The organism is Haloterrigena sp. H1 (assembly GCF_005938085.1).
Lineage (GTDB): Archaea > Halobacteriota > Halobacteria > Halobacteriales > Natrialbaceae > Natrinema.
This window is the reverse complement of sequence record NZ_SMZK01000001.1, coordinates 1,913,099-1,938,233: the sequence shown is the minus strand read 5'-3', so window position 1 is coordinate 1,938,233 and position 25,135 is coordinate 1,913,099. Positions and strand designations below refer to the sequence as shown.

Annotated in this window: 29 protein-coding genes; 16 read left to right on the top strand and 13 right to left on the bottom strand. The window is 62.6% G+C overall.

Going from position 1 to position 25,135, the window contains the following annotated elements; translation table 11 throughout:
• Positions 1-719: 719 nt before the first annotated feature.
• Positions 720-1,709 (bottom strand): NAD-dependent epimerase/dehydratase family protein, encoded by a 990-nt coding sequence (locus tag E2L06_RS09775; protein WP_138780947.1) that lies wholly within the window; start codon positions 1,707-1,709, stop codon positions 720-722.
• 271 nt (positions 1,710-1,980) lie between these two features.
• On the opposite strand from E2L06_RS09775, the gene allB reads away from it, so the two are divergent.
• Together allB and E2L06_RS22200 are read left to right on the top strand one after the other, a co-directional pair.
• Positions 1,981-3,351: an allantoinase AllB gene (allB, locus tag E2L06_RS09770; protein ID WP_138780945.1), complete on the top strand. Its 1,371-nt coding sequence runs from the start codon at positions 1,981-1,983 to the stop codon at positions 3,349-3,351.
• Between the two features lie 482 nt (positions 3,352-3,833).
• Positions 3,834-5,195 carry a hypothetical protein gene (locus E2L06_RS22200; protein WP_212750768.1) on the top strand — a complete coding sequence of 454 codons (1,362 nt, stop codon included), beginning with the start codon at positions 3,834-3,836 and terminating at the stop codon, positions 5,193-5,195.
• 66 nt (positions 5,196-5,261) lie between these two features.
• Here E2L06_RS22200 and E2L06_RS09755 read toward each other — a convergent pair whose 3' ends face one another.
• Positions 5,262-6,332 (bottom strand): quinone-dependent dihydroorotate dehydrogenase, encoded by a 1,071-nt coding sequence (locus tag E2L06_RS09755; RefSeq protein WP_138780939.1) that lies wholly within the window; start codon positions 6,330-6,332, stop codon positions 5,262-5,264.
• Between the two features lie 213 nt (positions 6,333-6,545).
• Between E2L06_RS09755 and E2L06_RS21845 the strand changes: the two genes are divergently transcribed.
• Positions 6,546-6,710 carry a hypothetical protein gene (locus tag E2L06_RS21845; protein WP_171052337.1) on the top strand — a complete coding sequence of 55 codons (165 nt, stop codon included), beginning with the start codon at positions 6,546-6,548 and terminating at the stop codon, positions 6,708-6,710.
• 89 nt (positions 6,711-6,799) lie between these two features.
• Here E2L06_RS21845 and E2L06_RS09750 read toward each other — a convergent pair whose 3' ends face one another.
• Genes E2L06_RS09750 through E2L06_RS09740 form a run of 3 tightly spaced genes read right to left on the bottom strand, consistent with a single transcriptional unit; the run spans position 6,800 to position 8,099 of the window.
• A complete protein-coding gene (locus tag E2L06_RS09750; RefSeq protein ID WP_138780937.1) occupies positions 6,800-7,156 on the bottom strand; it encodes a ferredoxin in 357 nt (118 codons plus the stop codon).
• Complete coding sequence (locus tag E2L06_RS09745) at positions 7,153-7,917, bottom strand: CbtA family protein (protein ID WP_138780935.1); 765 nt, start codon at positions 7,915-7,917, stop codon at positions 7,153-7,155. Before E2L06_RS09745 ends, E2L06_RS09750 begins: the two co-directional genes overlap by 4 nt.
• Entirely contained in the window at positions 7,917-8,099 is a 183-nt protein-coding gene (locus E2L06_RS09740; protein WP_138780933.1) for a CbtB domain-containing protein, read from the bottom strand. Before E2L06_RS09740 ends, E2L06_RS09745 begins: the two co-directional genes overlap by 1 nt.
• 212 nt (positions 8,100-8,311) lie before the next feature.
• Between E2L06_RS09740 and E2L06_RS09735 the strand changes: the two genes are divergently transcribed.
• Genes E2L06_RS09735 through E2L06_RS09695 form a run of 9 tightly spaced genes read left to right on the top strand, consistent with a single transcriptional unit; the run spans position 8,312 to position 16,754 of the window.
• On the top strand, positions 8,312-9,379 hold the full coding sequence (locus E2L06_RS09735) for a monovalent cation/H+ antiporter subunit E (protein ID WP_138780931.1): 1,068 nt from the start codon (positions 8,312-8,314) through the stop codon (positions 9,377-9,379).
• Positions 9,376-9,657: a cation:proton antiporter gene (locus tag E2L06_RS09730; RefSeq protein ID WP_092935230.1), complete on the top strand. Its 282-nt coding sequence runs from the start codon at positions 9,376-9,378 to the stop codon at positions 9,655-9,657. The genes E2L06_RS09735 and E2L06_RS09730 overlap by 4 nt, the downstream gene beginning before the upstream one ends.
• Positions 9,654-10,010 (top strand): monovalent cation/H(+) antiporter subunit G, encoded by a 357-nt coding sequence (gene mnhG, locus E2L06_RS09725; RefSeq protein ID WP_138780929.1) that lies wholly within the window; start codon positions 9,654-9,656, stop codon positions 10,008-10,010. Before E2L06_RS09730 ends, mnhG begins: the two co-directional genes overlap by 4 nt.
• Positions 10,007-10,546 (top strand): DUF4040 domain-containing protein, encoded by a 540-nt coding sequence (locus E2L06_RS09720; RefSeq protein ID WP_138780927.1) that lies wholly within the window; start codon positions 10,007-10,009, stop codon positions 10,544-10,546. Before mnhG ends, E2L06_RS09720 begins: the two co-directional genes overlap by 4 nt.
• Positions 10,547-11,056, top strand: a complete 510-nt coding sequence (locus E2L06_RS09715) for an MnhB domain-containing protein (RefSeq protein ID WP_138780925.1) — start codon at positions 10,547-10,549, stop codon at positions 11,054-11,056. It abuts the gene before it with no gap.
• Positions 11,049-11,420, top strand: a complete 372-nt coding sequence (locus E2L06_RS09710; protein ID WP_138780923.1) for a cation:proton antiporter subunit C — start codon at positions 11,049-11,051, stop codon at positions 11,418-11,420. The genes E2L06_RS09715 and E2L06_RS09710 overlap by 8 nt, the downstream gene beginning before the upstream one ends.
• Positions 11,413-12,927: a proton-conducting transporter membrane subunit gene (locus E2L06_RS09705; protein WP_138780921.1), complete on the top strand. Its 1,515-nt coding sequence runs from the start codon at positions 11,413-11,415 to the stop codon at positions 12,925-12,927. Before E2L06_RS09710 ends, E2L06_RS09705 begins: the two co-directional genes overlap by 8 nt.
• Positions 12,928-14,901, top strand: coding sequence for a proton-conducting transporter membrane subunit (locus tag E2L06_RS09700; RefSeq protein WP_138780919.1), 1,974 nt, complete (start codon positions 12,928-12,930; stop codon positions 14,899-14,901).
• Positions 14,901-16,754, top strand: coding sequence for a Na(+)/H(+) antiporter subunit D (locus tag E2L06_RS09695; protein ID WP_138780917.1), 1,854 nt, complete (start codon positions 14,901-14,903; stop codon positions 16,752-16,754). Before E2L06_RS09700 ends, E2L06_RS09695 begins: the two co-directional genes overlap by 1 nt.
• A gap of 20 nt (positions 16,755-16,774) precedes the next feature.
• On the opposite strand, the gene E2L06_RS09690 is transcribed toward E2L06_RS09695, so the two are convergent.
• Complete coding sequence (locus tag E2L06_RS09690; protein ID WP_138780915.1) at positions 16,775-17,887, bottom strand: site-specific integrase; 1,113 nt, start codon at positions 17,885-17,887, stop codon at positions 16,775-16,777.
• A 300-nt stretch (positions 17,888-18,187) separates the two neighbouring features.
• Positions 18,188-18,352, bottom strand: a complete 165-nt coding sequence (locus E2L06_RS21840) for a hypothetical protein (protein WP_171052336.1) — start codon at positions 18,350-18,352, stop codon at positions 18,188-18,190.
• Between the two features lie 114 nt (positions 18,353-18,466).
• On the opposite strand from E2L06_RS21840, the gene E2L06_RS09685 reads away from it, so the two are divergent.
• Positions 18,467-19,204, top strand: coding sequence for a S9 family peptidase (locus E2L06_RS09685; RefSeq protein ID WP_138780913.1), 738 nt, complete (start codon positions 18,467-18,469; stop codon positions 19,202-19,204).
• A gap of 50 nt (positions 19,205-19,254) precedes the next feature.
• Here E2L06_RS09685 and E2L06_RS09680 read toward each other — a convergent pair whose 3' ends face one another.
• From E2L06_RS09680 to E2L06_RS09660, 5 genes are all read right to left on the bottom strand, one after another.
• Positions 19,255-19,458, bottom strand: a complete 204-nt coding sequence (locus E2L06_RS09680; protein ID WP_138780911.1) for a cytochrome-ba3 oxidase subunit — start codon at positions 19,456-19,458, stop codon at positions 19,255-19,257.
• A gap of 101 nt (positions 19,459-19,559) precedes the next feature.
• Positions 19,560-19,757, bottom strand: coding sequence for a CbaC protein (locus tag E2L06_RS09675; RefSeq protein WP_138780909.1), 198 nt, complete (start codon positions 19,755-19,757; stop codon positions 19,560-19,562).
• Complete coding sequence (locus E2L06_RS09670; RefSeq protein ID WP_138780907.1) at positions 19,757-21,514, bottom strand: b(o/a)3-type cytochrome-c oxidase subunit 1; 1,758 nt, start codon at positions 21,512-21,514, stop codon at positions 19,757-19,759. The genes E2L06_RS09675 and E2L06_RS09670 overlap by 1 nt, the downstream gene beginning before the upstream one ends.
• Complete coding sequence (locus E2L06_RS09665; RefSeq protein WP_138780905.1) at positions 21,511-22,311, bottom strand: cytochrome c oxidase subunit II; 801 nt, start codon at positions 22,309-22,311, stop codon at positions 21,511-21,513. The genes E2L06_RS09670 and E2L06_RS09665 overlap by 4 nt, the downstream gene beginning before the upstream one ends.
• Entirely contained in the window at positions 22,308-22,487 is a 180-nt protein-coding gene (locus E2L06_RS09660; RefSeq protein WP_138780903.1) for a cytochrome oxidase, read from the bottom strand. Before E2L06_RS09660 ends, E2L06_RS09665 begins: the two co-directional genes overlap by 4 nt.
• A 231-nt stretch (positions 22,488-22,718) precedes the next feature.
• Here E2L06_RS09660 and E2L06_RS09655 point away from each other — a divergent pair, with 231 nt between their 5' ends.
• From E2L06_RS09655 to E2L06_RS09645, 3 genes are all read left to right on the top strand, one after another.
• Positions 22,719-23,066: a winged helix-turn-helix domain-containing protein gene (locus E2L06_RS09655; RefSeq protein ID WP_138780901.1), complete on the top strand. Its 348-nt coding sequence runs from the start codon at positions 22,719-22,721 to the stop codon at positions 23,064-23,066.
• A complete protein-coding gene (locus E2L06_RS09650) occupies positions 23,063-23,374 on the top strand; it encodes a hypothetical protein (RefSeq protein WP_138780899.1) in 312 nt (103 codons plus the stop codon). Before E2L06_RS09655 ends, E2L06_RS09650 begins: the two co-directional genes overlap by 4 nt.
• Positions 23,375-23,811: 437 nt before the next feature.
• Positions 23,812-24,192 (top strand): universal stress protein, encoded by a 381-nt coding sequence (locus E2L06_RS09645; RefSeq protein WP_138780897.1) that lies wholly within the window; start codon positions 23,812-23,814, stop codon positions 24,190-24,192.
• 104 nt (positions 24,193-24,296) lie between these two features.
• Here E2L06_RS09645 and E2L06_RS09640 read toward each other — a convergent pair whose 3' ends face one another.
• Positions 24,297-25,091, bottom strand: a complete 795-nt coding sequence (locus tag E2L06_RS09640) for a VOC family protein (protein ID WP_138780895.1) — start codon at positions 25,089-25,091, stop codon at positions 24,297-24,299.
• Positions 25,092-25,135 lie beyond the last annotated feature (44 nt).

Genomic DNA, 25,135 nt, shown 5'->3' with positions numbered 1-25,135 from the left:
CGTATTCACCTCGTTCATGCCCTGTATCGTTGTGACCACTCTACAAACGCTTTTTTATAGCACATATGCTGTTAGTATTCTAGCTGTATTTCTTCCCGAACGTGAATTCTGCTCGGCCAACTGATACCGAGGTGTCATTGCTGACCAGTCACTTCTATCGGGACGGGCATCGACTCGACCCACGATCGGCTTGGCGAGACAGTCACCAGTCATGGAGTGGACCGCCTTTGTTCAACGAACCGAATAAACTCGACTGGACGTTTGAGACGGTTAGCGCGGATTTGGTCCGGGTTGCCGGAGTAAAAAAAACGTTGGTGAGACTCTCTCTGAATCGAACACGACGTGACGACTCGCGTGGCTCGGCAACTACCGTGTCGAAAGCAGATCGGGTTGACACCGCATAGATGACTCGGCTGATTAGTCGGAGTGCTTATCATATCGGAGTTCTGTCATATTGATTCCCGTCAGTCAGTGCCGGCGCATCCACGACTCGCGATGTCGTTCACCGAGACTCGTCCTACTGAACAGCAGTCATACGGTCTGCTGTCACTGTGTACCGGCGCACCCGCATGACGGGTCGCGGGTGCGCCGGAACTGACTTGGAGGAGCCCGATCACGACTTCGCGGCCGTCTCCACAGGTGATACTCGGAGGTCGGCCGCACGTATGCGGCCGGCTTCGCGTCGTTCCGTCCGGCAGTATCAGTGACAGCAGACCGTCTCAACTATACGAACCGCTTTCCCAGTGGTGGTTCTGTGCGGGTCCGTCCTCCTCATCGGCCACTGCTGGCTGCCCCTCGCCAACTAGCGATCGAATCCCCGACTCGAGGCCGACTCGCGCCTCGAATCCGAGTTCGCGGGTCGCCTTGGACGTGTCCGCGCCGCTGTGTCTGATGTCGCCGGGTCGGGGCTCGCAGTGGACGATCGGTGATGACGAGCCGGTTGCGTCGCGGATCGTCTCGGCGAGTTCCTCGATCGTCGTTTGCTGCCCCGTTCCGATGTTGTACGCTTCGCCGACCGCGTCGGTCGTCGCCGCTCGCAGGTTCGCTCGGACGACATCACTGATGTGGACGAAATCCCGGCTCTGCTTTCCGTCTCCCTCGATCGTGATCGGCTCGTCCGCCCGCGCCTGCTCGAGGAACGTCGAGATGACGCCGCTGTAGGGCCCCTGCTGGCGTGGCCCGTAGACGTTGAAATAGCGCAGCGCGACGGTCTCGACGTCATACAGGTCCTCGTAGAGGCGAGTGTACTGATCGAGTGCGAGTTTCTGGACGCCGTACGGCGACGACGGCTTCGTCGGCGTCGTTTCGGACACCGGCAGGTCTTCGGGATGGCCGTAGACCGCCGCGCTCGAGGCGACGACGACCCGGGCGTCCTCCTGGCGGGCCTGCTCTAAAAGCAGCAGGCTCGCCTCGAGGTTGGTTTCGTTGCTCTGTCGGGGTGCCTCGACGCTTTGGGAAACGCTGACGAGCGCGGCGTGGTGGAAGATGATGTCGACGCCGCGGGCGGCCTTCTGCAGGGCGATCGGGTCGCGGATGTCTCCCTCGATCACCGTTACACCGTCGGGGAGGTAGGCTCGCGTGCCGGTCGTGAAGGTATCGAGGACCCTGACCTCGTTGTGTGGATGCAGGGCGTCGACGAGGTGGCTCCCGATAAAGCCCGCACCGCCGGTCACGAGTACTGTTCGGTCGCGAATCGCTGGCGAGTCCATCTCGCTTCGCTACCAGTCCCTCGCTGTTTAGTATCCGACTCGTACCCTCTGCGTCTGCTGTCAGTATCCTGCGGAAGGCACCTCCTACAGGCCCGCTCGTCGCCAACGTGCGGTGATACGGGAGCTGACTCGAGCGGGTACTATATGTTTGTGACGCGTGCGGACACGCACAAACCAAAATAAATATTTTGAATCGTGTCGGCATCCGCCCCAGTGGCGATGCGAGCCGTTTGGGGAAGCTATATGCGCGGCCCTCGGCAACTCCCGGGCAATGACTGTCGATCTCGTCGTACGCAACTGTACCGTCGTGACGCCCGCGGGGCGGACGCCCAACGCGGGCATCGCAGTCGAAGACGGCACGATCGTCGCCGTCGGCCGTAGCGATCGACTCCCCGACGCCGACCGCGTCGTCGACGCCGACGGGAACGTGCTGGTTCCCGGCATCGTCGATGGCCACATCCACAACCGCGAGCCCGGCCTCGAGTACAAAGAAGACTGGGAGTCCGCGACGCGAGCGGCTGCTGCCGGCGGCGTGACGACCGTCGTCGGGATGCCCAACACGGACCCCGTCATCGACCGGCCCGACCACCTCGAGCTCAAGTTCGAGCGCGGCGAGGCGTCGGCCCACGTCGACTTCCAGAGCTACGCCGTCGTCACCTCCGAGAACATCGATCAGATTCCGGCGATCGACGAGGCCGGTGCGCTCGGCTTCAAGATCTTCCTCGGTTCGACGGTCGGCGACGTGCCGCCGCCGAACGACGGCGAAATTCTCGAGGCGATGGAGCGGATCGGCGAGACGGGCAAGCGGCTGGGATTCCACGAGGAAAACGGCGAGATCATCGACCACTACACCGAGCAGTTCCAGGCCGAGGGGCGAAACGAGCCGATCGACCACTCTCACTCCCGGCCCGTGATCGCCGAACAGGAAGCCGTCGAGCGGATGCTCACCTTTGCCGAGGAAACGGACGCGAAGATTCACATGTTCCACGTCTCCTCGGGCTCGGCGGCCGAGGCCGTCGCCCGGGGGAAAGCCCGCGGTGTCGACGTGACCGCCGAGACGTGCCCCCACTACCTCTGGTTTACTGAGGAGGTCATGCGCGAGAAGGGCAACGTCGCCCGCGTCCAGCCGCCCATCCGGGACGCCGACGAGCAGGACCGACTCTGGAACGCCCTCGAGGAGGGCGCGATCGACTGCATCGCTACCGACCACGCGCCCCACACGCCCGACGAAAAGAAAGTCGACGATCCGTTCGGTAACACCTGGGACGCGATTTCGGGCTTCGTCGGCCTCGAGACCGAAGTTCCCGCCATGCTCACCTTCGTCGACGAGGGCCGGTTCACGCTCGAAGAGTGGGTCCACCACCACTCGACACGTCCGGCACAGGTCTGGGGTATGTACCCCCAGAAGGGCTCGCTGCAGGTCGGCACCGACGCCGACTTCACGATCGTCGATCCCGACGCCGAGTGGACGCTCGCGGATCGCGAACGCCTGCACTCGAAAAACTGCGTGACGCCGTTCGAGGGCGAGTCCTTCACCGGCAACGCGGTCGCGACGGTCGTCCGCGGGGAGGTCGTCTACGAGGACGGCGCTGTCGTCGGCGAGTCGGGCTATGGCACCCGCGTCGACGTCGATAACGAGTAGCGACCGCCTCAAGTCACCGTCTTCGGAGCGAGCTTCGATTTCCGCGTCGCGTGAACCCGATGGCTGTGTCCGATTGCGTGTTGTAATTACCGATGCGAGCGCTCTACTGGGCATCTAGCCGATTATTTGTTCCCCTGAACGTCACCGCAGAGTATCCGCTTACTTCCAGTGTTCAGGATTGATCTATACCAATAACTACAGTTATTGACATTTGGGTCGCGGGGTCGCCGGGACAGCCGGATTGAAGCGATGGTCAGTAGCTACTCCCGTGATTGAAAACATACGACTCGAGCAACCGCTCGAATTCGGTCGAGTTGATGCTTTTCTCCGTGATTGTATCCGTAGTACTGTAGCGCATACTAGAACCTGAGAGATTACTTTTAGGCGTAGATAACGTCGGATAGTAGTTACGTGCTACTCTACAAAACAGGATACAGGGCCTCTATAACAATAATATGTCAGGTTGCGACACTATCTGGACTATGAGAGAAGACAACCAGGAGTGTCGTAGTGTTAATCGCAGACGGTATTTAAAACGAATCACCGCAGGGAGCATAAGCCTCGCTGCACTCGGTGGCTTCCCGGCGACAACCACTGCACAGAGTGGAGACAGTATCGAAGCAGAGTTCTGTGGGGAAGCTAGCACACCACCGGAGGACCCACCCGGTGGGCAGGCAGGACAATGTATTAACTGCGTGCGTGCGGTGTGTGATACTGAACCAACTGCTGTTGCCTTGTACACCGGTCTCTCCGGGACCTGCTTTACGCTCCCGGCAGAAGCTATTCCGGAGAGCGCCGACTATCTGACGCTGAAAGCCGGACAGAACTGTTTTCGGGCGGAAGTGCCCCAAAATCCGGAAGACGATGTTACATGGTGCTTGCCGGAAGGATCACAGGACATCAGCAACGCAACGTTCTACTCGTGTGACGGCGAGGACGTTCCGACGGTTGACAACGTGATCGTCACTTGTAAAAAAATAGATATTACTACTTCGAATATTCCCAGTGGTGATACGCTCACTGTGTCGGTTACATTCGGGGACGGAGAGGAAACGTACGAACCCACTGTTGGGGCCGACGGCACCGCGCACGTTACGCTGCCTGGAGATCGAGATATCTCGGCTGTCGTTATTACGTATAACGACACGGTGTTATACGCCGAAATAGTCGATATTCAATGCCCGAAACCGATGCCGGAGTGTCCTGATGGACTCAACATCGCGTACAAGTACAAGTATGGCGAGTGGTGGCCAGATACCTATGATGATATTGGGGACGAAGTCGATCCGGACGTATTCACCATCGAGGGAGATCAAAAAGAAGTAACGATCTGTGCACCCTTCCCATTTGTTGTCAGCTATGCCACCCGCAAGAAAGGCGGGAAAGGCAAAGGTGGCTGGAAAGGCTGGAAGGGCTGGAAAGGCTGGAAAGGTTGGCACGACAAGAAAGGCCATATGAAGCACAAGAACATGTTCGATCAGTTCTTCGGGGGCCATGGCGAGCACGGTGGCAAACACGGCGAGCACGGTGGTAAGCACGGTGGCAAACACGGCGAGCACGGTGGTAAGCACGGTGGCAAACACGGCGAGCACGGTGGCAAACACGGTGGCAAACACGGCGAGCACGGTGGCAAACACGGTGGCAAACACGGCGGCAAGCACGGTGGTAAACACGGTGGCAAGCACGGTTCGTGTGGTTGCTTCGATGACTGTAAGGAACAAGAGCCGGTTTTCGCCGAGAAGGTTGACGGCCAATATTGTGCCACAATCACGAGTGCCATGGATGGCAAGCCAAAGGAGAAAGCAAAGATCTGCTGGTTCCGCGTGCACTGTCCAGAAGAATAACGACAGCGGTCGGAACCGATCGAGATCGCGGTCAAGACAGAGGCCGTGACGAACGCAGTGGGTGAGTCACTCGAGGCCTGCACCCACCGCGTCTTCGACCGACGAAAAGCCGTCGCGCTCGAGCAACTCGACGAGTCCCTGATTGATCTGTTTTGCTGTCGACGGCCCCTGATAGACGAATCCGGTATAGAGCTGGACGAGCGAGGCACCCGCACGGATCTTGGCGTATGCGCTGGCGGCCGAGTCGACGCCGCCGACGCCGATAATCGGCAACTCGCCGTCGGTATATTCCGCGATCGACCGGATCATGGCCGTCGAGCGACGTTCCAGCGGCTTCCCGCTGAGGCCGCCCCACTCCTGTTTGTTGGCCGAGACGAGTCCCTCGCGACTCGTCGTGGTGTTCGTCGCGACGATACCGTCGAGGCCGAACTCCTGGACGATGTCGACGAGATCGAAGACGGAGTCTGTGGGCGAGTCAGGCCCGATCTTCACCAGTAGCGGGACATCCGCGTCGTTTTCGGCCTCGAGCGTCTCGAAGATCGCCCGCAGGTGGTCCGGCGAGCCCTCGTCGAACTCCTCGGGCGTGTTCGGACAGGAGACGTTGACGACGACGTAGTCGGCAAACGGTGAGAGCCGGTCGAAGACGCGCCGATAGTCCTCGATCGCCTCGCGTTCGCTCGAGGAGTTCATTTTCCCGACGTTGACCCCAAGCGGAATATCGGGGGTGCCGTCGGCTTCGAGCCGGGATTTGACCGCTTCCATTCCCTGGCCGTTGAAGCCCATTCGGTTGACCATCGCCCCGTCTTCGCGCAGGCGGAAGAGCCGAGGTCGGTCGTTCCCGTCCTGTGCGTACGGCGTGACGGTGCCGATTTCGACGAAGCCAAAACCAAGCGCAGCGAGTGCGTGGGTCACTTCGGCGTTCTTGTCGAAGCCGGCGGCGATCCCAACCGGATTCGGAAACGTCGTATCGAACAGCTCGACCTCGAGCGCGGGATCCTCGTACTGGTAGGCAGACGAGAGTGCCCGCCGCGTCGGCCAGGTCGACTGGGCCGCCCGGAGCGTCCGCTTGCCGAGTTCATGGGCCGTCTCGGCCGGCAGCTTGAACGCCAGGGGGCGAAGACGGGAGTACAGCGTCATTGCCACCACGTGAGGACGGCCCACAGGTAAACGTCTCGAAGCGCTCGAGGTGACATCTCCACGACGACTGCCCGGTCTCACGGCCGCCGGAACACGACAAATGTCGATAATATATGGAACAAAGATGTAAATGTCTAGTTCTAGGATCGTAAAATGAAAAAATATCCACAAAGTATTTGCTGGACGGATCGCGAGATTCATTCGAAATCACGAATGTCTGCCTTTGATGAATTGGTTACAATTATCGGGATCGGTCGTGATCCGACCGAGCAACCGCCCATCCACTACGAGTGTCGCCGGTGTGGCAAGACGCTCTCGGAACGCGACACTGACTGCCCGGTGTGTGGATCGACGGACGTCGCCGAGATTCCGCTCTAACGGTCGCACGCCGTTCTGTGAGACCTGGCGATCGTCACAACAGATTCCCAGGCTCGGTACCCTCGGCAGTTCTCAGTGTGCCAGCCGATCTAATTGGGGTCGACTTCCGCTTCGCAGCGCTCGTCGCCGACCTGTTCTGCGTCCGGGCCGAACTCCGACTCGAGCAACGCTGGTACGTCCGCCGGCTGTACGTCCGAGTACCAGACGTTTCGCGGCTGGATCGAAATCGCCGTTCCTTCCTCGCTACACAGCCCGAGACACGAGGTCTCGGTGACCGAGACCGCAGTCCAGAATGCATCTCGTTCCCGTAGCCAGTCTTTGACCGCCTCGAGGGTTGCTTCAGCCCCGGCCGCGCCACAGCTCGCGTACTCGGAGTCGCGGTCGGTGGTACAGACGAATACGTGTGCGTCGAGGCGCTCGCGTTGGCGGTCGGTTTGATCTTTCATGGACTCGTCAGCAGGTCGTTGCGTCGCTCGGTTGCCGACCGGACGTTGGCTCGTGTCTGCAGCCAGCTGAAACAGCTAGCGACGATTGCCCAGAGTGCGGCCTGACTCAGGACAGTCAGTCCGCGGAACGCGGTCACGAGCGAAGCTGACATCGCGCCGGAGTCGACGACTGTCGGTGCCGCGAGTACGGCGGTCGCGACGAGCGCACCGATCGGGATTGTCGCTGCTACTATCCCGAGCGGACGGCTGCGGATCGACACTCGCTTGTAGCCCTCGATCGACGCTGCGGCGACAACTGCACCGACGGCCATGAGCCCAATGTAGAGTCCGATCCGGAGCGTCGGATCGAACGCCTTCTCGGCTGCCGGCGTCGCCGGCGGTAACACAAGCCACGGCGCGACGGAGATGGTCAAAAAGCTGGCGCCGGCGAGTACGTAGCTTTTGACATACTTGCGGCCGGGCAGCGCTGGCTCGAGGAAATAAAATGCGAGCGCGAAGATGCCGCCGAGTAAGATCCCCCAGAGGACGCCGCTGCCGATACTCACGGCGGCAGTCGTCGCCTCGCTGACGGCGTGAGCGTGTTCGCCAGCAGCGTGAGCGTGGTCACTGGCACTATGCGCATGAGCGCCGTGTGTGGCCTCCTCCGCGACCGTTTCCATGTAGCCGATCAATGGATTCGCGACGACCGTCATGTAGATCCCGTACACGATACCCGCGATCGACCCAGCGAGGACGCCCCGCTCGAGGTAGCCGATGAGCATCAGTGACAGACGACGCCGACAGCGTGTCGGAAGTTGTGCATTGAGTCGTGAACGAGCGGTTCCTGAACGAACAGCAGCGCGAACGTCGATGCTGCGACGAACGCGAAGACGGTCAGTAGCTGTGCAGTCGTGAGATCGTCACGTGCGGTTCCGAGTCGGTCGTGAATGGTTTCCGCTGTCATACAAGTCAGCTTGTTCTATTGAAACTCGTATTGTAAAGCTACCGATCTCTCACCACCAGCGGCTGATTTCACTCCCGTCAACCGTTCGACGAAGACGCGACCGGAATGTCACGAATGGCTTGCGGAATCCGTGGGAACACGCGACTGCTGGTTCATAACGAAATCGTTTTCCCACGGCTACCGTTTGAGTTGACTAACAACGACAGTCATGAATGTCCACCGACGGTCACCAGGAGGGAGCCACCGTGGCGGTTGAGCGCCTGCTCGTCCCGCTGTCGGACACGGTGACCGTCCGGCAGACGGTCGGTTACGCCGTCCAGTCCGGACTCGATGACGCCGATTCCCTCGAGTGTCACCTCGTCGTCGCGATGCCATATGACGCCGACGTACCCGAGAGCGACCGGTATCGCGACGATGCCGAGAACCTGCTCTCGCGGGCGCGAAGCTGGGTCGAGGAAGACGCCGGCAGCGCCGATGTGACGATCGAGACGGCAACGATCGGCGTCGACGAGTACCTTTTCGGACCCCGGGACTACGCCGAGATCTTCGACGCCTACGCCGCCGATCACGGGATCGACCGTCTCGTCATCGATCCGGAGTATCAGCCCGGCGTCACCGCACAGCTGCTCCAGCCCCTCGAGCGCGAACTCGAGCGGATCGGGCTGACCTACGACGAGGCACCGGTTGAACGACAGGCGCGTCGTGGTCGGCTCGTCGGCGGGACTGAAGACTTCGATCGGCTGTTTGCGATGTTCTGGATCTCCTATGGGTTCTATCTCGTCCTCGGCGATCCGACCTACTGGTTCGATCTGGTCACCGGCGCGGCGGTCGCTGGTATCGCTGCCGTTTCGCTCGCGCAGGTGACGTTTACCGTGCCGCTCGATCGGGTCCAGTCACCCATCCGGGTCGTCCGGTTCGCGCTGTACGTCCCGTATCTCCTCTGGGAGATTCTCAAAGCCAACATCGCCGTCTCGGCGGTGATCCTCCGGCCGTCGATGCCGATCGAGCCCTCGCTGAGCCGAGTCAATTCACGCGTCCGGGGTGGTCTGCCGCTGACCGCGCTGGCAAACAGCATTACGCTCACGCCGGGGACGCTCACGGTTCGGGCAACCAACCAGGAGCTCCTCGTCCATTCGCTGATCCCCGACGCTCGCGAAGACCTGTTCGACGGCGGCCTAGAGCGCGGGATCCGCTTTGTCTTCTATGGCCGCGACGCTGCGGCGATCCCTTCGCCGCGTGAACGCGACGACGCCGAGATCGTCGGAGGTGAAGAACTGTGACGCCGTGGTCGCTCGAGACGGTGTTCCTCGGCGGGGCCGCCGCCTTCGTCGTGCTCGCGATCGCGATGTTCTATCGTGCCGTCGTCGGCCCGACGACGCAGGATCGGCTGCTGGCGGTCAACGTCCTCGGGACGAACACGGTCGTCATCCTTGCCCTGCTAGCAGCGGGGCTCGATCAGGCGTGGTTTCTCGACGTGGCGCTGATCTACGCGCTGTTGAACTTCCTGATGTCGATCGCTATCTCGAAGTTCACCGTCGAGCGAGGTGGTGTGCTGTGATCGAGACGATCCGATTCTGGGTGATCGTCGTCCTCCTCGGACTCGGCGTGTTCTTTACACTCGTCTCGACGGTCGGCGTGCTCCGCCTGCCGGACATCTACGCGCGAGCCCACACTGCCTCCCAGACGGACACGCTCGGTGCCGGATTCGCACTGGCTGCCGTCGCTGTCGCCTTCGGCTGGCAGCACGCGACGGTCTATACCGTCTTACTGCTGTTTTTCGTGTTCATCACGAACCCGACGGCGGCTCACGCGATCGCACGCTCCGCGGCCGAGACGGGGGTCGCCCCCATCCTCACAGAGGAGCCCGACGACGCCGAGACCGCTGTCGAAAGCGAGGGTGAGACGCGATGAGTGTCCTCGCGTACACGCTCGCGGTGTTCATCCTTGCGACAGCGGTCGCGACGGCGCTGTTCCGGGACGTGCTCTCCGTGATCATCGTCTTCGGAGCCTACAGTCTCGGCATGGCGATCCTCTATACGTTCCTGCTGGCACCCGACGTGGCGATGACCGAGGCCGCGATCGGCGCCGGCGTGACGACGCTGCTGTTGTTACTGACGATCGCCCGGACGACACGACCCTCGACCGACCAGCTCCGCGAGCGGATTCACCTACCGGCGGTCGCCGTCGTCGGCGCGCTCGTCCTCTTACTCTGTGTCGCCGTCGTGCCCGAGATGTACCCCGTCGGAATCACGGAGACGCCAGTCTGGTCGAATCCCGACGTAACCCAACACTACATCCAGGAGACGTACGCCCAAACGGGCGTCGAGAACGCCGTCACCTCCGTGCTCGCCGCCTACCGTGGGTTCGACACCTTCGGCGAAGCGGTCGTCGTCTTCGCTGCTGGTGTCTCGACGCTGCTGGTCTTGAAACGCGAGGTGTTCGCCTGAATGTCTGATCCCTACGACGATACCTACACCGAGAGCCAGGTGATCATGACCGCCGTAAAGATCATCGCACCGTTTACGCTCACCTACGGGCTGTTCATGACCTTCCACGGGGGCGGTGCCCCCGGTGGCGGTTTCCAGGGTGGGACCATCGTCGGCGTCACGGTCCTCATGCTCGCTTTCGCTTTTGGCATCGAACCCACCCGTCAGTGGCTTCGCAACTCGTTTCTCGTCGGCCTCATCACCGGCGGCGTCGTCATCTTCGGCGCGATCGGTCTCGGGATGATCGCGCTTGGCGGGAACTTCCTCGAGTTCTACCAGCTCAAAGAAGTCTTCCACATCAAACCCAAGTGGGGGCTCGAGGCCATCGAGATCGCCGGCATCTCGCTGATCGTTTCGGGTGTGATGATCTCCCTGTTTTTCTCGATGGCGGCCGGGTTCACGCCCGAGCGCCCGAGTGGAACCGGTGGCCGCGAGGCGTCGACCGACCGGGAGGTGAGCGACGATGATTGAGTTCCTGACGAACTACTACACGTACGTCTTAGTGTTCGTATTGCTCGGGATCGGGATCTACATGACGATCGCCAGCGAAAACCTCGTGAAGAAACTGATCGGCGTGAGTCTCTTCCAGACGGCCATCTTCCTGTTTTTCATCTCGATGGCCTACATCGAGGGCGGCTCGGCGCCGATCGTCCCCCACGCGGAGAATCCCGGCGAACTCATGGTCGCGAGCCCGCTGCCCCAGGTCATCGTCCTGACCGCCATCGTCGTCGGTATCGCGCTAACGGCGGTCGGACTGGCGCTGGTCATCCGCATCTACGCGGAGTACGGGACGCTCCGCGAGGACACGCTTCGGGAGGTGCGTGCCGATGAGTAACGTCGACCTGCTCCTCCCGCTGTTGATCGCCGCGCCACTGCTGGCAGCAACGCTGCCGATCGTCCTCGGGCTCTGGACCGACCGGACTGGCTGGCCTATCGCCGCGGTCACGACCACTGCCCTCTTCGGCGCTGCCGTTGCCCTCGCGAGCGCCGTTTACACCGGCACCGACGCCCCGATCACCCACGAACTGGGCGGCTATCCGCAGACCTACGGGATCCAACTCGTCGCCGACCAGTTCTCGGTCCTGATCGCCCTGCTCGTGACGGCGGTTGCCACCGGCGTCCTCGTCTATACGCGCCAGGGCGGGCCGCGTGGAAACACGTTCTATACCGCCTACCTGCTGCTGACCGGTGGGCTGCTCGGGATCACCCTGACCGGCGACGTGTTCAACCTGTTCGTCTTCCTCGAGATCACGAGCATCGCGACCTACGCGCTGGTGGCAAGCGGCGACGGCCCCGAGTCGGCGGTCGCCGCGCTGAAGTACCTGATCCTGGGGACGATGGCTGCGTCGATGTATCTGATCGGTGTCGCCTTCGTGCTGATGGCGACGGGGACGCTCAACATGATCGAGCTCGCCACGGCGATCCCGGCGGCGGAACGACCCACGCTGATCCGGGCCGGCTTCGGATTCATCGTCGTCGGCTTCACCACCAAGGTCGCCCAGTGGCCGCTGCACACCTGGCAGCCAAGCGCCTATCAGCAGGCCCCCGACGGCGTGACGCCGCTGATCGCCGCGCTCGTCTCGACGGCGTCCGCCTACGCCTTCGGCCGGCTGATCGTGACCGTCTTCGGCGTCGACTATCTCACCACGATGCCAAACGCGGCCACGATCGTCCTCACGATCGGCTGCGTGAGCGTCCTTGCGGGAACGGTACTCGCCGTCATCCAGACCGAGGTCAAACGGATGCTCGCCTACTCGTCGGTCTCGCAGTTCGGCCTCGTCATGGCCGCCTATGGCGTCGTCATCGCCGGCAACTCCGAGACGGCCTTTATCGGTGCTGCGATCCACCTCATCGGCCACGGCCTGCTGAAAGCCGGGCTCTTCTTGGGGGTCGCACTCGTCGCGCGGAGTTACGGTGCTCGCACCGTCGACGAGTACGCTGGGCTCGCTAAACAGCGGCCGGTCGTCGCCGGCGCAATTTCCGTCCTCTTGCTCTCGCTCGTCGGCGTCCCGCCGGGCGTCGGATTCGTCGGCAAGTGGTACATCGCACTGGGTGCCGTCCAGTCGGAACTGTGGCCCGTCGCCGCCGTGATCTTCCTCAGTACCATGCTGACGCTGGCCTACGCCGCCCGCCTGCTCGAGAAGATGTACTTCACGCCACCAGCGGCGCTCGACTGGCCCCGCACGACGGAGCCGGTCGCGACCGACGGCGGTGACACGACTGTCTCGGTCGGCATGCTCGCGATCGTCGTCATCGCCGCCGTTGGTGCCGTCGCACTCGGCTTCGCCGGCGGAACGATCGCCGGGCTGCTCGAGCCGTTCCTTATGGAGGTGTTCAACTAAATGGTTGCAGATATCCGTCCGCTCGCTGCCGTGCTCGTCTCGGCCGTCGCGATCGTGCTGATCGTCGCGTCGCATCGTCGCCCGAACCTTCGCGAGGGGTGGTCCGTGCTGGCTGCCCTGACGAAGTTCGGGCTCGTCGTCAGCATGCTCCCCGCCGTCATGGACGGCACCGTCTTCCAGTGGAGTCTCAAAGAGTCGACGGGAATCCAGTTCCTCGAGGGCATCGACTTCGCCCTGCGTGCCGATCCACTGGGGATCTTCTTTGCCCTGCTGGCGAGTTTCCTCTGGATCTTCACGTCGTTCTATGCCGCGGGCTACATGCGCGGGCTGTCCGAACACAATCAGACCCGCTTTTTCGCCTCGTTCGCGGCCAGCCTCTCGGCTGCCGTCGGGATCGCCTTCGCGGCGAATCTGGTGACGATCTTCGTCTTCTACGAGTTGCTGTCGCTCGTCACCTATCCGTTAGTCGCCCACAACGAGGACGCCGAGGCCCGCATCGCCGGCCGGAAGTACCTCACCTACACGTTCTTCGGCGGTGGGGTCTTCCTGCTCGCGGGGACGGTCATGATCTACTGGCTGACGAGCCTGGTCGGCGGGGGTCCGACGCTCGCCTTCGAGGCAGGTGGCATAGACGCACTCGCAACAGCCGCGCAGGCCGAGCCGGTCTACGCACAGGCGGCCTTTTTCCTGCTGATCGCCGGCTTCGGCGTCAAGGCCGCGCTGATGCCGCTGCACTCCTGGCTCGCCGACGCGATGGTCGCGCCGACGCCTGTCTCCGGGCTGCTCCACGCGGTCGCGGTCGTCAAATCCGGCGCGTTCGGTGTCGCCCGTGTAATCCTCGAGGTCTACGGCCCTGGGCTGATCTACGACCTCCCACTTGACGTCCCGGGGATCGGCGAGGTCGGGCTGAACATCCCGGTAGCTATCGTTGCGGCGTTCACGCTGACCGCAGCGAGTATCATCGCGATGCGCAAAGACCACCTCAAGCGCCGGCTGGCCTACTCGACGACGGCACAGCTCTCCTACATCGTGCTCGGGCTCTCACTGCTGCATCCCTACGCGATCGTCGGGGCACTGTTCCACATCCCCGCACACGCGTTCGCAAAGCTCACGCTGTTCTTCTGTGCAGGTTCGATTCACGTCGAGACCCACACCGACTACATCAGTGAGATGGCCGGCATCGGTAAACGGATGCCGCTGACGATGAGCGCCTTTACCATCGGTGCCGCAGGGATGGCCGGGCTGCCACCGATCGCCGGCTTCGTCAGCAAGTTCTACATGCTGATCGGGGCCGGCGACGTCGGCGGCAGCTACTGGCTGTTTGCCGGTGCACTCCTGCTCTCGGCCGTGCTCAACATCGCGTACTTCTGGCCGGTCGTCTACACTGCCTTCTTCGAGAGCGAGGACCGCCACGACGCCAAACCCTTACTCGAGTTCCCGGAGGGGGGCCTCATCCAGTCGTACGTTACTACCTCGGATGACGAGAGCGTCGCCGCCGATGGCGGCGAGCCCGCTGACACGTCCGGTATCGAGAACGAGCCACACGCAGCCGACACGGATGACTACGAATACGCTGTCGACAAATATCCAAGCGATCATACGACCGCCGATGGCACGGACGCATCGAGCCAGTCCACCGATACGCAAGCGGCCGAGGCCAGCACCCGTGACGACCACGACGATCACGACGATGCCGTCGCCGCCGTCGATCACCACGGCGACCACGACGACCACCTCACCGGTGGCCCGCCGGCCGGTGGCTGGCCACGTCGCTCGCCGCGAACAGAGAGCACGTGGCTCATGCTCGCACCGATCGCCGTCATCGCCACCGGCGCAATCGTCCTCGGGATCGGTCCCGACTACGCGGTCTTCCTCGAGTTGGCGATGCAGATCGTCGAAGGCGTCTTCGGGATGCCCTTCGAGCAACTCGGCGACGTGCCGTTCGATGAGCTCATGACGGAGGTGACCAACTAATGGAACTCGAACTCCTCTCGCTGGCGTACCCGCCGCTTCTCGTCTTTGTGGCGGCACTGCTCGTCCTCGTCCTGCCCCGAATCGCCGGCTTCGCTGTCGGTGCGTTGAGTCTCGCGGCCGTGCTGGCGATTTCGCTGGTCGCACCCGGTGGGGAGCATCTGGGCGGGACGTTCCTCGGCTTCGAGGTCGTTCCCTACTACGTCGACGACTTCTCCAGGATGGTCGGGCTCGGACTCGGCTTTTTGGGGATCTGTAGCGTCATCTACGCGTACTCGAGCGAGGCCAGCAAGACGCTCGTCGCATTGGCGCTCGTCTACGTCTCTTCGTCGATCGGCGCGGCCTTCGCCGGCGACTGGCTCGTGCTCCTGTTCATGTGGGAGCTAATGGCCGTGACCAGCACGCTCGTCGTCTGGCAGTACGGTGGCGAGGCGGTCCGGGCCGGCTTCCGATACGCGCTCTTCCACGGCACCGGTGGCGTGCTCGTGATGCTGGCGATCGCCGCTCACTACGTCCAGACCGGGACGTTCATTTATACTGAAACCGGGATCGCCACCGGCATTCCAGCGTTGCTTGCAGTGCTCGGGATGGGCGTCAACGTCGCCTTCATCGGCGTCCACACCTGGCTGCCCGACACCTACCCGCGACCGCATATCGCGGCCTCGGTGTTCCTCTCGGTCTATACGACCAAGACGAGCGCGTTCATCCTCTACCGGGCGTTCCCGATCGGGAGCGAGAGCGACCTGGCGATCTACGTCGCGTACATGGGCGGGCTGATGGCCGTCTACGGCGCGACGTTCGCTCTGTTGCAACACGATATGCGGGCGCTGCTGTCCTACCACATTCAAGCCCAGCTCGGGTACATCGTGGCTGGGATCGGTATGGGCGCGGCGATGTCCTCCGAGATTGCCGTCGCCGGCGCGCTGTCGCACCTGTTCAACAACATCCTCTTCAAGAGCCTGCTGTTCATGGCCGTCGGCGTCGTCATCTACCGGACCGGCGAGGAGGACCTCTATAAGCTCGGCGGGCTCTGGCGCGAGATGCCGCTGACCACGATCGGGTACGGGCTCGGCGCGCTCTCGATCACTGCGATTCCGGGCTTCAACGGCTACGTGAGTAAGGGGATGCTCTTCGACGCGGCGAACCCCGATCCCCACTACTACGGCCAGCCCGAGTACCAGGCGCTGTACTGGCTGCTTTGGCTCGGCGCGATCGGCACGCTCCTCTCGTTCATCAAGCTCGGCTACTACGTCTTCTTCCACGGCGAGAGTGAGTTCGAGGTCGCCGACGCCAAGCCCGGCCAGACCGTCGCGATGCTCGGGCTGGGCGGTGCCTGTCTCCTCTTTGGCGTCTGGTGGGAGGGACTAGCCGATCTCGCACCGACGCTGCACGCCCACGGCGGCCACTTCACGTTCGCGTACCCCGGTGGCGAGGGCACGCTCCATCCCTACAGCCCGAGCCACCTCGAGACCGCCGGCATCCTGACCGGCGTTGCGGCCGTCACCTTCGCCGTCGTCCGGAAGCCGCTCTCGAAACTCGACCTGGGAGATCCGGCGATGGTCGTCTACCCCGTGACGTACTACGGTAGCCGCTGGACGATGCTCGCGGTGACGGAGACGTACGCCGCCGTCGACGCCGCCGTCGTCGGCGCGGTCAAACGCTGCTACTGGGTCGGGAACAACCCGGTCCTCGCTGTCGATGCGGCCGCACGCCGCCTCCCGCTGGTCGACGTCGACGAGCGCCAGCCGACCGACGGTGGCCGTCCCTCGACGATTCACCTCCGGGCGAGCATCGGGACCACCGTCCTTCTATTGACACTCGTCCTGACGGTGGTCCTGTGGCTGCTCGTGGTCTGAGCGCGTCGAACGGACGAGAATCAGTTGTTTTCTGTCGGCTCGTCACGCCCGCCAGCGGCGGGCGAGCCCTCGTCGGGCACGACGATCGATTGCTCGAGCACCGACGCCCGCAGCGTCGGCTTCGAGGTCGTCGCCTCTCGTCTGTACGACTCGGTCGATCGATCCCGGCGAACGCCACGCGGCGTCAGATAGTCGCCGTCGATGTTGATACCGGCTTCTTCACAGAGCCGTCGTAACACAGACCGTGCCCCCTCGGTGGTGATCGCCGGCGGTGCGATCGACCGCTCGCGGGCGAGTTCCGTCGCCGTGGCGTCCTCGAGTAAGGATTCGATCGTGTCCTCCTCGTAGCCCCGATCGCGCAGGACCGACCGTACCCGTCGGGCGATCGACGGTGCGTGAGCGGTCGGAAACAGCGGCCAGTCAGTCGACGGTGGATCGAGGACGACCCGGTAGCGCCGCAGCGGCGTTCGGGCGCGTGCAGGCAGGGGGACGTCCTCGAGGCGCTGGGACTTGCCGAGCACCCGGATCGTTCCGGTATAGAAGTCCACGTCGTCCCACGTCGCACCGGTTCGACGGTCGTCGTCGGGGACCCGGAACAGTTCGGAGCCACGAACCGTCGAGTGGGCGAGGACGGCGACCATCGCGTACTCGCGCAGCCGACTCCGGCGCTCACGGTCCGGGTGTGAGGCGCTGCTTATCGCTCGCTCGCGGACGTATCGCTCGAGTTCCCGTCGCTGGGTGGCCGTCCAGGTGTCGCTGTCCGGCCGCGGCTCGGCGCTTGGGAGCGCGTCTTCGGCGCGATCGGTCGCCGCGGGGTTCGTCTCGCGGATCCCACCGTGGACACACCACGAGAGGAACGCACGCACGACCGCGTAGTAGGTGCCCGCAGTCGAGGCGGTGTACTCGCCTCGCTCGGTGCGACGGCGGAGTTCGACGGCGTAGGCACGCATCGACTCGACGTCGAGTTCGGTGATCGACCTGACGCCGTGTTCACCCTCAAGCCACTCGGTCCAGCGCCGGAGGATCGACTCGGCGTTCGAGGCGTACGTCCCTGCACCCGGGCCGTCGGGGTCGCCGACGGCTTTTCGCTGCAGGTAGGTATCGACCGCGTCCCTGATCGCGACGTTGCTCATCGGCTGGTCACCTCCGTGGGGTCGTCCGGATCGTCGCCTGCTGTCGCCGCCGTCGCTGCGTGGGCTCGTGTCGGGACCCTGGACTCGGACGGGCCAATGACACGAACGCGGACAGCGGGATCGACACGACGGACCATTTGTGCGAACGATACTGGGCCGAGACCGTAAATCTGTGTTTCGATATCAACTACCTGTAATAAAAGCCGAGTAGCTCCCTCAACCGCGGGCTGAACGACACCGAGAGCCACCGAATACCCTGTCCGACTGCCCTGAACAGCTGTCGGTCTGCTGTCACAGCTGTCAGGACGGGTCCTGATGGCTGATCTTTTCAGCCGTGATCCCTGGGACCGGCGTCCCACAGTCCCTGCACTTCCAGTTCCGTGTCGTCGTTCCGGGCTCTTTCTCGAGGTCCTGTTTGAACTCGAGGAACGCGCCACACTGACACCGATAGGTCGTGCGGGTCATAGCCGTACCAACCTCGCGGGATGCGATAAACGGTTCGCCGACTCGAGTCCGAACGGAACTGCGATTACGGGAACGTCGATATCAAGGCCCCGGCCCCTGTTGGAACGGGACGAAATGTCCCAGACACATCGGGTTCCGATCACTGGCGCAGAGACGGGGACGGACACGGAGCCGCCGACCGTCGCTGCCGTCCATCACGAGGCCGAGTCCGACCACTGGCTCGTCTTCTGTCATGGCCTCCGAAGCGACAAATCGGGCAGCTACGAGCAGCGGTGTCGACGGGCCGTCGACGCGGGCTACAACGCGGTCCGCTTCGACTGTCGGGGCTGCGGTGAGTCCGACGGCACGTTCATCGAGTCGACACTCGAGGCACGGCTCACTGATCTCCGCCACGTCGTCGACTACTTCGATCCCGACTCGTACGTCCTGTTCGGCTCGAGTTTCGGCGGGAAAGTCGCCCTTCACACCGCTGCTGTCGACGACCGCGTCACGGCAGTCGCGACACGAGCGCCCGTGACGACCGCCGGGACGTTCGACGAGTATCGCGCGACCGTCGAGCGTGACGGGGAGTGGACGTTCGACACCGGCGAACGGCTCGACCACCGATTCTTCGACGCTCTCGATCGGCATCCGTTCGATGACGTCGTGGCGACCCTGTCGGTCCCAGTTGCGATCTTCCACGGCAGCGATGACGCGGTCGTCGATCCCGCGGACAGTTTCGATACGGCGAAGCGACTCGAGACTGATGTCTGTCTCGAGCGATTCGCAGGGGAGGGCCATCGGTTCTCACGAGCCGGCGAACGGCGGCTGCGCGACCGGCTGTTTGGCTGGCTCGAGTGGGCTGATCGCTAACGTGACTCACCGGTCGGTGTCTTGCGGGTCGCTATTCCACTGATGGGGAGTCACATGCTCGCGTCGTGGGCGGTAGTCCGGGCTGGTCCTTCGAGTGGCGACATCGCGATGTACAGCGCCGCAGAGATCAAGACGACGTTTACCGTCGCGATGAGGCCACCGAGCCCAGATCGAGTGAGCCCAAAGACGACCGCAGGGAGGATCGCGAGTAATCCTACTGTGATCGCGCCTCGTGGCGTAAGCGTCTCGAACATGGTGTGGACGCTCCATCCGGATGGTCTTTAATCTGCTACACTGTTCCAGCCGATACGCTCATGCTGGGGGCGTCGAAAGCGGCGTCGCGACCGGACCCTCGTCACTCCGACTCCGAGGGACTGCCACGGAGCGGCCGGACCGCCCAGATGACGAGAGTGGCGATGATGACGACCCCGATCAGTGCCGTCTCGAGCGGAGCGATCTCGATCCCGAAGAACGCGAGGACCGTCCGTCCCTCAACGAGGATCACGAGGCTCAGTGCGATGAGGATGAGTAATTTAGCGGGGGAAGTATGCATCAGGTGATTAACGCTCCAACATAGTCTAGTCCGAACTCGAGATACATGACGGCTTCGCTGGAGACGGGAAACGGCTGAATGTCCTGGCCGAAGAGTCCACTTTGAGCTGCGATCCCGGCCAGTGGAAGAGCGTAGGCCAGAACGACGAGTGCGAACGCGATCCCGAACCACAGCCGCAAGTTGTCGAGGACCGGCGGCGAGTCCTCCGGCCCGGACAGCGCCGGCGGGAGCGTCCCGTCGACGATCGGCTCACTGTCGTTGTTGAACACTGTTAGGAGCATCACCGTGAGAAAGAGCAGCGCGGAAATGAACAGCAACGTACCACCGAGCGCGAGCTGGGCGTTGAGCTCGCCCATCGAACCGACGGCAACGTCGTATTCGAAGCCCTGATACTGTGGTTCCGCCGTCCGCCGTGGGACGCCGACGAGCCCAGCCCGAAACATCGAGTTCGTCATGAACACGATCCCGACGAACCAGAGCACGACCTGGAAGAGGGCGACCTGCCGGCCGACGAGCCGGTTCCCGGTCAGCTGTGGCACGAGCCAGTACGACCCGGCCATCAGCGTCAATGCGGTCGCGGTGCCCACCTGTGCGTGGATGTGTCCGGGGATCCACAGCGCGTTGTGGACGAGATAGTTGATGTTCATCCCCGCGTTGACGATGCCCGTGAAGCCGCCGAACGCGAAGACCAGCCCGGCCAGCGCCATGCCAGTAAACGCCGGGTTCCGCCACGGAAGTGCTTGAAGCCAGTTAAACCGCCCTTCGCCGCCGCGCTGGCGGGCACCGTGTTCCATACTGGCGACGACGGTAAACGCCGTCAGGAAGCTTGGCAATAGCAGGAACATCGTGTTGGTCATCGCGATGAACTTGAACCCCTCCGCGATGCCGGGATCCATGTACTGATGATGGATTCCAACCGGCGTCGACAGCAGAACGAACAGGATGAACACGACTCTGGCGAGTGGATCGCTGAACAGTCGCCCACCCGAGAGCTTCGGCAACACGGTGTACCAGAGCAGGTACGCCGGCAGCAACCAGAAGTACACGATCATGTGGCCGAAGAACCAGAACAGCGTTCGGGTCAGCAAGGGGTTGAGACTCTCGGTTATCTCGAGCGACCACGGCAGAATAAACACGAGGACTGCAACGATGACGCCGACCGATCCGAGGAAGAACATGATCATCGTCGTCAACACCATAAACGTCCGGAGCGGAATCCGCTCTCCGGGGTTTTCGTCCCGCCAGGCCCACCACGTGCGGAACCAGTCGATCCCTGCGAGCCATGTCCCGACTAAGAAGAGAGCGAGCCCAATATAGTAGAGCGGATTGGCCTGCAGCGGCGCATAGAACGTAAAGAGTACGTTCGCACGTAACTCCGAGCCGAGCACCATTGGGGGCTGCTCGAGGAATCCGGCGAGGATCGAAATCCCCGCGAGGAATGATCCAATCGCCATCAGGCCGTACCAGAGCCAAGTGAACCGGATGTCGACGGGGCCCCGCTCGAGGCTATCCGTGACAGCCCATTGGTACAACCCGACGAGGAAAAAGATCGTGAACGCGATGACGAGGAAGACGCCGTGGCCCGTCAGGACGGTATAGTACTTCGCTGATTCGAGGAATCGGAAGATGTCCGTCCGGTGAAGCGCCTGAATGATCCCGAAGAGCGCGCCGATCCCGAACGCGATAAACGAGCTCAGAAAGGCAGCCTTAACGAGTCGTGCCTCTGCGGGATACTCGTCGACGAACAGGGCCGTCACGGCCCCTCACCCCCCTCGGTCTCAGCTGTTCCGTTTGGAACCACTTCTACCGACCCAGTTTCTTCGTAGTCGTCGACGGAGACGGACCAGTCGTACTCGCCCTCACCGAGTTGGTCGCTCTCGACGGTGAACGTCACGTTCTGGGAGCTATTGCCGTCGACGGTGACGTCCCGCTGGAACGTCTGTCCCCCGATTTCGGCGTTGACGGTAGTCTCGAGCGGCTCGAGTTGACCGTTTTCGACCGTTGCGTTTAGCTGGACCTCGTCGCCCGGCGCGACGGTGTCCGGTGTCTCGGCGGATAGTTCGGTCAGGTCGAACTCGTCCTCAGGTTGAACGACAATCAGCCCTTCCATGGTGTGATGGGCGGAGCCACAGTATTCGTGACAGATGAGGCCATACTCACCGGGTTCGTCGAATTCGACGGTTAGCTTCGCGACTTGGCCCGGAATGGCCATCGCGTTGATATTCGTTCCGGGGACGTAGAAGCCGTGGATGACGTCCCGGCTCGTCACGTGGAACGTAATCTCGTTGTTCGCCGGTATTTCGATCGGATCCGGCTGAAAGATGAACGTCTGAGCGACGACGTAGGCCGCGTACTCGTTTTCACCGACCTGTTCGACTCGCGGCTCGCCGAACTGTTCGTCATCGTTGAGTTCGTCCGGTGCGATCGTCTCCTCCTCGTCGCCGATCATCGTGATACCGAGCCCGACCGATCCGTACGTAATCGTCACGATGAAGCCGACGATCAGTATCATCGCACCCACGATCCAGATCTTCTCGTACTGATGGATCCTCATCCGACGATCACCCACACGCCTGTGCTAAACACCGTCGGCTCGTTGCCGACGAACTCGATGAAATACGTGAACAGCCACATGAGCGTGAGGGCCACGAAGTACAGCACGATGAGTGAGAGCGTCCCCCATGGATCGTACTCGTCGTGACCGATCTCTCGCGAGACACGAGAATCCATATCGAAGTTGCCCCACGGTCGCCAAAATAACCTCTGTGGAGCGTTCGCACGCGAAATTCCGCCTTGGACGGCGAAAGTATCGATTACTGGTACTGTCGTGGGCCGAGTCAGCCGCCGAAAGCAGCGCTGACGCTGTCGATGACGTACGCCGTGGCGGCCGACGACAGCGTTTTCTCGTTCAGAGAAATCGGACTGCTTTTCATAGGGATCCCGAAACGAACTGCTATACCAGTGAGTGAGGACACCGATCTGTCGACACTGCTCGCAGTCCTCGACGATGAGTACGCACGGGATATCCTCACCCACACGAGCGTCGAACCCATGTCTGCCAGTACCCTGAGCGAACGCTGTGACGCTTCTCTCCCGACGATCTATCGGCGACTCGACCGACTCGAAGAGTGTCACCTCGTCACCGAAGAGACGGAACTCGCCCAAGACGGCAACCACTACAGCGTCTACCGTGCGAACTTGGATCGACTGGAACTCTCGCTGGACGAGGGGGCGTTCTCGGTCGAGTTGACCTACCGTGACGAAGACGTCGCCGACAAGTTCACCCGTATGTGGGAGGGGATGCGATGACCCGGTCCGTCGTGCGCCTCGATGGAGCGACGCTGTTCGAGTTACTGACCGTCGCGAGTCTCTTTCTCGTCGCGCTCTTCGGGACGCTCATCGCCTATCAGGCCTACCGTGGCTACCGCCGGAACGATGCCCGATCGATGCTATATCTCGCCGTCGGGTTGCTGTTATTGACACTGTGTCCGTTCGTGGTCAACGTCGCGGTGACGACGCTGCTCAAGCCAGAACAGATCGTCATCGCGTTCCTCGAGAACCTGAGTCGGCTGTTCGGACTGGTTGCGATCACGTATTCGTTGTACGGCCAACACTGATACGAACTCCAGTCAGTGGGTGCCGGCGCGCCCACAGACGGGTCGTGGTTCGCCGGTACATCGTGACAACGGACCGTATGAGAGGCAGGCTGGCAGACTCGAAAACGAGCGTCCGACGTGGGTCCTATGGTGGGCCGAAGCGATTTTTTGACTCTTCGATTCCGAAGCATGGTGGGGTCGAGCGACGCGACACGGTCCGCGAGAGGGGGGACCACGGACCGTGGCCGTCGTCGCGACCCTGGGATGATCGGATGTGGGGAGGTCGGGGGACCATCACGGGGTTGGTGACTGGCTATCTCGTCCCCCGGTCGGTTCATCCGCTGCCATCGTATTAGTAATCCGAGTGCGTTTTCTGGGTCGGAAAAAGCGGTATCGCCAACGCGTGTCCTGCGATCACGCATCACAGGATTCTTCGCGAGTGCCGTTCGAAGACCGATATGCGCTATCTCGCGGGGACCGACTCCGTCCACACGACGGCGGCGATCTGTGACTATCTCGACGACCGCGCGACGGCCGACGACGCCGTAACCGTGATCGCGGTCGCGCCATCGGACGATCCGACGGCGCGTCGCGACGCCGGCGAGGCGCTGAACGTCGCCACCGTTCGGCTCGCGGCCGTCGGCGATGTCGAGACCGAGCGGCGATCGGGGACGCCCGCCGACGTGCTCTGTGAGGCCGCGGCGGACTATGACGCCGACGAACTCGTTATCGGGACACACGGTGGCGGTCCCGATGCGACGCGCGAGGTCGGCTCGAGCGCTCGACGGCTCCTCGCGGCCGCGGATCGGCCGGTCGTCGTCGTGCCGATCCCCGAATAACGCTCGAGCGAGTTATACTGCCGGACAAAACGGTTCAGACCTCGTTCGCACCCAAGACGCTGTCGAGACGCGATCGAGTATTCACTGACTGTTGTCCGGTAGTATTAGAAGGGGAACAGCGAGTCAGCCGCGAGGTCGCGTTCAATGAGTTCGATCTCGTGGCCGTCCGGGTCTTTCGTGAAGGCGTACATGTTGTCGTTGCTCTCTGGGTCGCGGTAGTCGTCGGCCTCGCGCGTCATGAGCTGGTCCCAGTCTTCCTCGAGGTCGTCGACGCGAACACAGAGGTGGCCCCAGGCGTCACCCTGCTCGTAGCTGCGACCGTCGTAGTTGTAGGTGAGTTCGACCGACATCGCCTCGGGGGCGGCGTCGGTGGGTTCGACGAAGTAGTTCGCGAAAGTGTCGGCTTCCCAGCGGCCGACCTCGTCGTAGCCGAACTTGCGGGTCCAGAAGCCGAGCGCCTCGTCGGCGTCCTCGACGCGGATCATCGTGTGGTCGAGCGACCAGAGCGCCCCTTCGTCGGGGTCGCGCTGGACGAGTTCGATCTCGTGGCCGTCGGGGTCCTTGACGAACGCGTAGCGGCCGCCACAGGATTCGGGGTCGCGGTAATCCTCGACGCCCTCGTCCATGAGCTGCTGGTAGTAGTCCTCGAGTTCGCCGTCGGGAACGCGGACCGCAACGTGCCCCCAGGCGTCGCCGACCTCGGGTTCGTCGCCTTCGTTGTGGGTCAGCTCGAGCATCGCACCGTCCTCGTGCATGTCTTCGGGCCCGAGATAGACGATAGTGAAGCCGTCGCCCTCGTAGCGGTCTTTCTCCTCGTACTCGAGGTGAGTCTGGTACCAGTCGAGCGATTCCTCGAGGTCCGCGACGCGGATCATCGTATGGTCGAGTGTTCCGTCCATACCCCAGTAGAAGCCTGCGCGCTCCAAAAAATTGGCGGGGCGGC

Bases quoted from the DNA above. Each gene is read 5' to 3' on its own strand.
- E2L06_RS09775 (WP_138780947.1), bottom strand. From the start codon at position 1,709: ATGGACTCGCCAGCGATTCGCGACCGAACAGTACTCGTGACCGGCGGT.
- allB (WP_138780945.1), top strand. From the start codon at position 1,981: ATGACTGTCGATCTCGTCGTACGCAACTGTACCGTCGTGACGCCCGCG.
- E2L06_RS22200 (WP_212750768.1), top strand. From the start codon at position 3,834: ATGAGAGAAGACAACCAGGAGTGTCGTAGTGTTAATCGCAGACGGTAT.
- E2L06_RS09755 (WP_138780939.1), bottom strand. From the start codon at position 6,332: ATGACGCTGTACTCCCGTCTTCGCCCCCTGGCGTTCAAGCTGCCGGCC.
- E2L06_RS21845 (WP_171052337.1), top strand. From the start codon at position 6,546: ATGTCTGCCTTTGATGAATTGGTTACAATTATCGGGATCGGTCGTGAT.
- E2L06_RS09750 (WP_138780937.1), bottom strand. From the start codon at position 7,156: ATGAAAGATCAAACCGACCGCCAACGCGAGCGCCTCGACGCACACGTA.
- E2L06_RS09745 (WP_138780935.1), bottom strand. From the start codon at position 7,917: ATGCTCATCGGCTACCTCGAGCGGGGCGTCCTCGCTGGGTCGATCGCG.
- E2L06_RS09740 (WP_138780933.1), bottom strand. From the start codon at position 8,099: ATGACAGCGGAAACCATTCACGACCGACTCGGAACCGCACGTGACGAT.
- E2L06_RS09735 (WP_138780931.1), top strand. From the start codon at position 8,312: ATGTCCACCGACGGTCACCAGGAGGGAGCCACCGTGGCGGTTGAGCGC.
- E2L06_RS09720 (WP_138780927.1), top strand. From the start codon at position 10,007: ATGAGTGTCCTCGCGTACACGCTCGCGGTGTTCATCCTTGCGACAGCG.
- E2L06_RS09715 (WP_138780925.1), top strand. From the start codon at position 10,547: ATGTCTGATCCCTACGACGATACCTACACCGAGAGCCAGGTGATCATG.
- E2L06_RS09710 (WP_138780923.1), top strand. From the start codon at position 11,049: ATGATTGAGTTCCTGACGAACTACTACACGTACGTCTTAGTGTTCGTA.
- E2L06_RS09705 (WP_138780921.1), top strand. From the start codon at position 11,413: ATGAGTAACGTCGACCTGCTCCTCCCGCTGTTGATCGCCGCGCCACTG.
- E2L06_RS09700 (WP_138780919.1), top strand. From the start codon at position 12,928: ATGGTTGCAGATATCCGTCCGCTCGCTGCCGTGCTCGTCTCGGCCGTC.
- E2L06_RS09695 (WP_138780917.1), top strand. From the start codon at position 14,901: ATGGAACTCGAACTCCTCTCGCTGGCGTACCCGCCGCTTCTCGTCTTT.
- E2L06_RS09690 (WP_138780915.1), bottom strand. From the start codon at position 17,887: ATGAGCAACGTCGCGATCAGGGACGCGGTCGATACCTACCTGCAGCGA.
- E2L06_RS21840 (WP_171052336.1), bottom strand. From the start codon at position 18,352: ATGACCCGCACGACCTATCGGTGTCAGTGTGGCGCGTTCCTCGAGTTC.
- E2L06_RS09685 (WP_138780913.1), top strand. From the start codon at position 18,467: ATGTCCCAGACACATCGGGTTCCGATCACTGGCGCAGAGACGGGGACG.
- E2L06_RS09680 (WP_138780911.1), bottom strand. From the start codon at position 19,458: ATGTTCGAGACGCTTACGCCACGAGGCGCGATCACAGTAGGATTACTC.
- E2L06_RS09675 (WP_138780909.1), bottom strand. From the start codon at position 19,757: ATGCATACTTCCCCCGCTAAATTACTCATCCTCATCGCACTGAGCCTC.
- E2L06_RS09665 (WP_138780905.1), bottom strand. From the start codon at position 22,311: ATGAGGATCCATCAGTACGAGAAGATCTGGATCGTGGGTGCGATGATA.
- E2L06_RS09660 (WP_138780903.1), bottom strand. From the start codon at position 22,487: ATGGATTCTCGTGTCTCGCGAGAGATCGGTCACGACGAGTACGATCCA.
- E2L06_RS09650 (WP_138780899.1), top strand. From the start codon at position 23,063: ATGACCCGGTCCGTCGTGCGCCTCGATGGAGCGACGCTGTTCGAGTTA.
- E2L06_RS09645 (WP_138780897.1), top strand. From the start codon at position 23,812: ATGCGCTATCTCGCGGGGACCGACTCCGTCCACACGACGGCGGCGATC.
- E2L06_RS09640 (WP_138780895.1), bottom strand. From the start codon at position 25,091: ATGGACGGAACACTCGACCATACGATGATCCGCGTCGCGGACCTCGAG.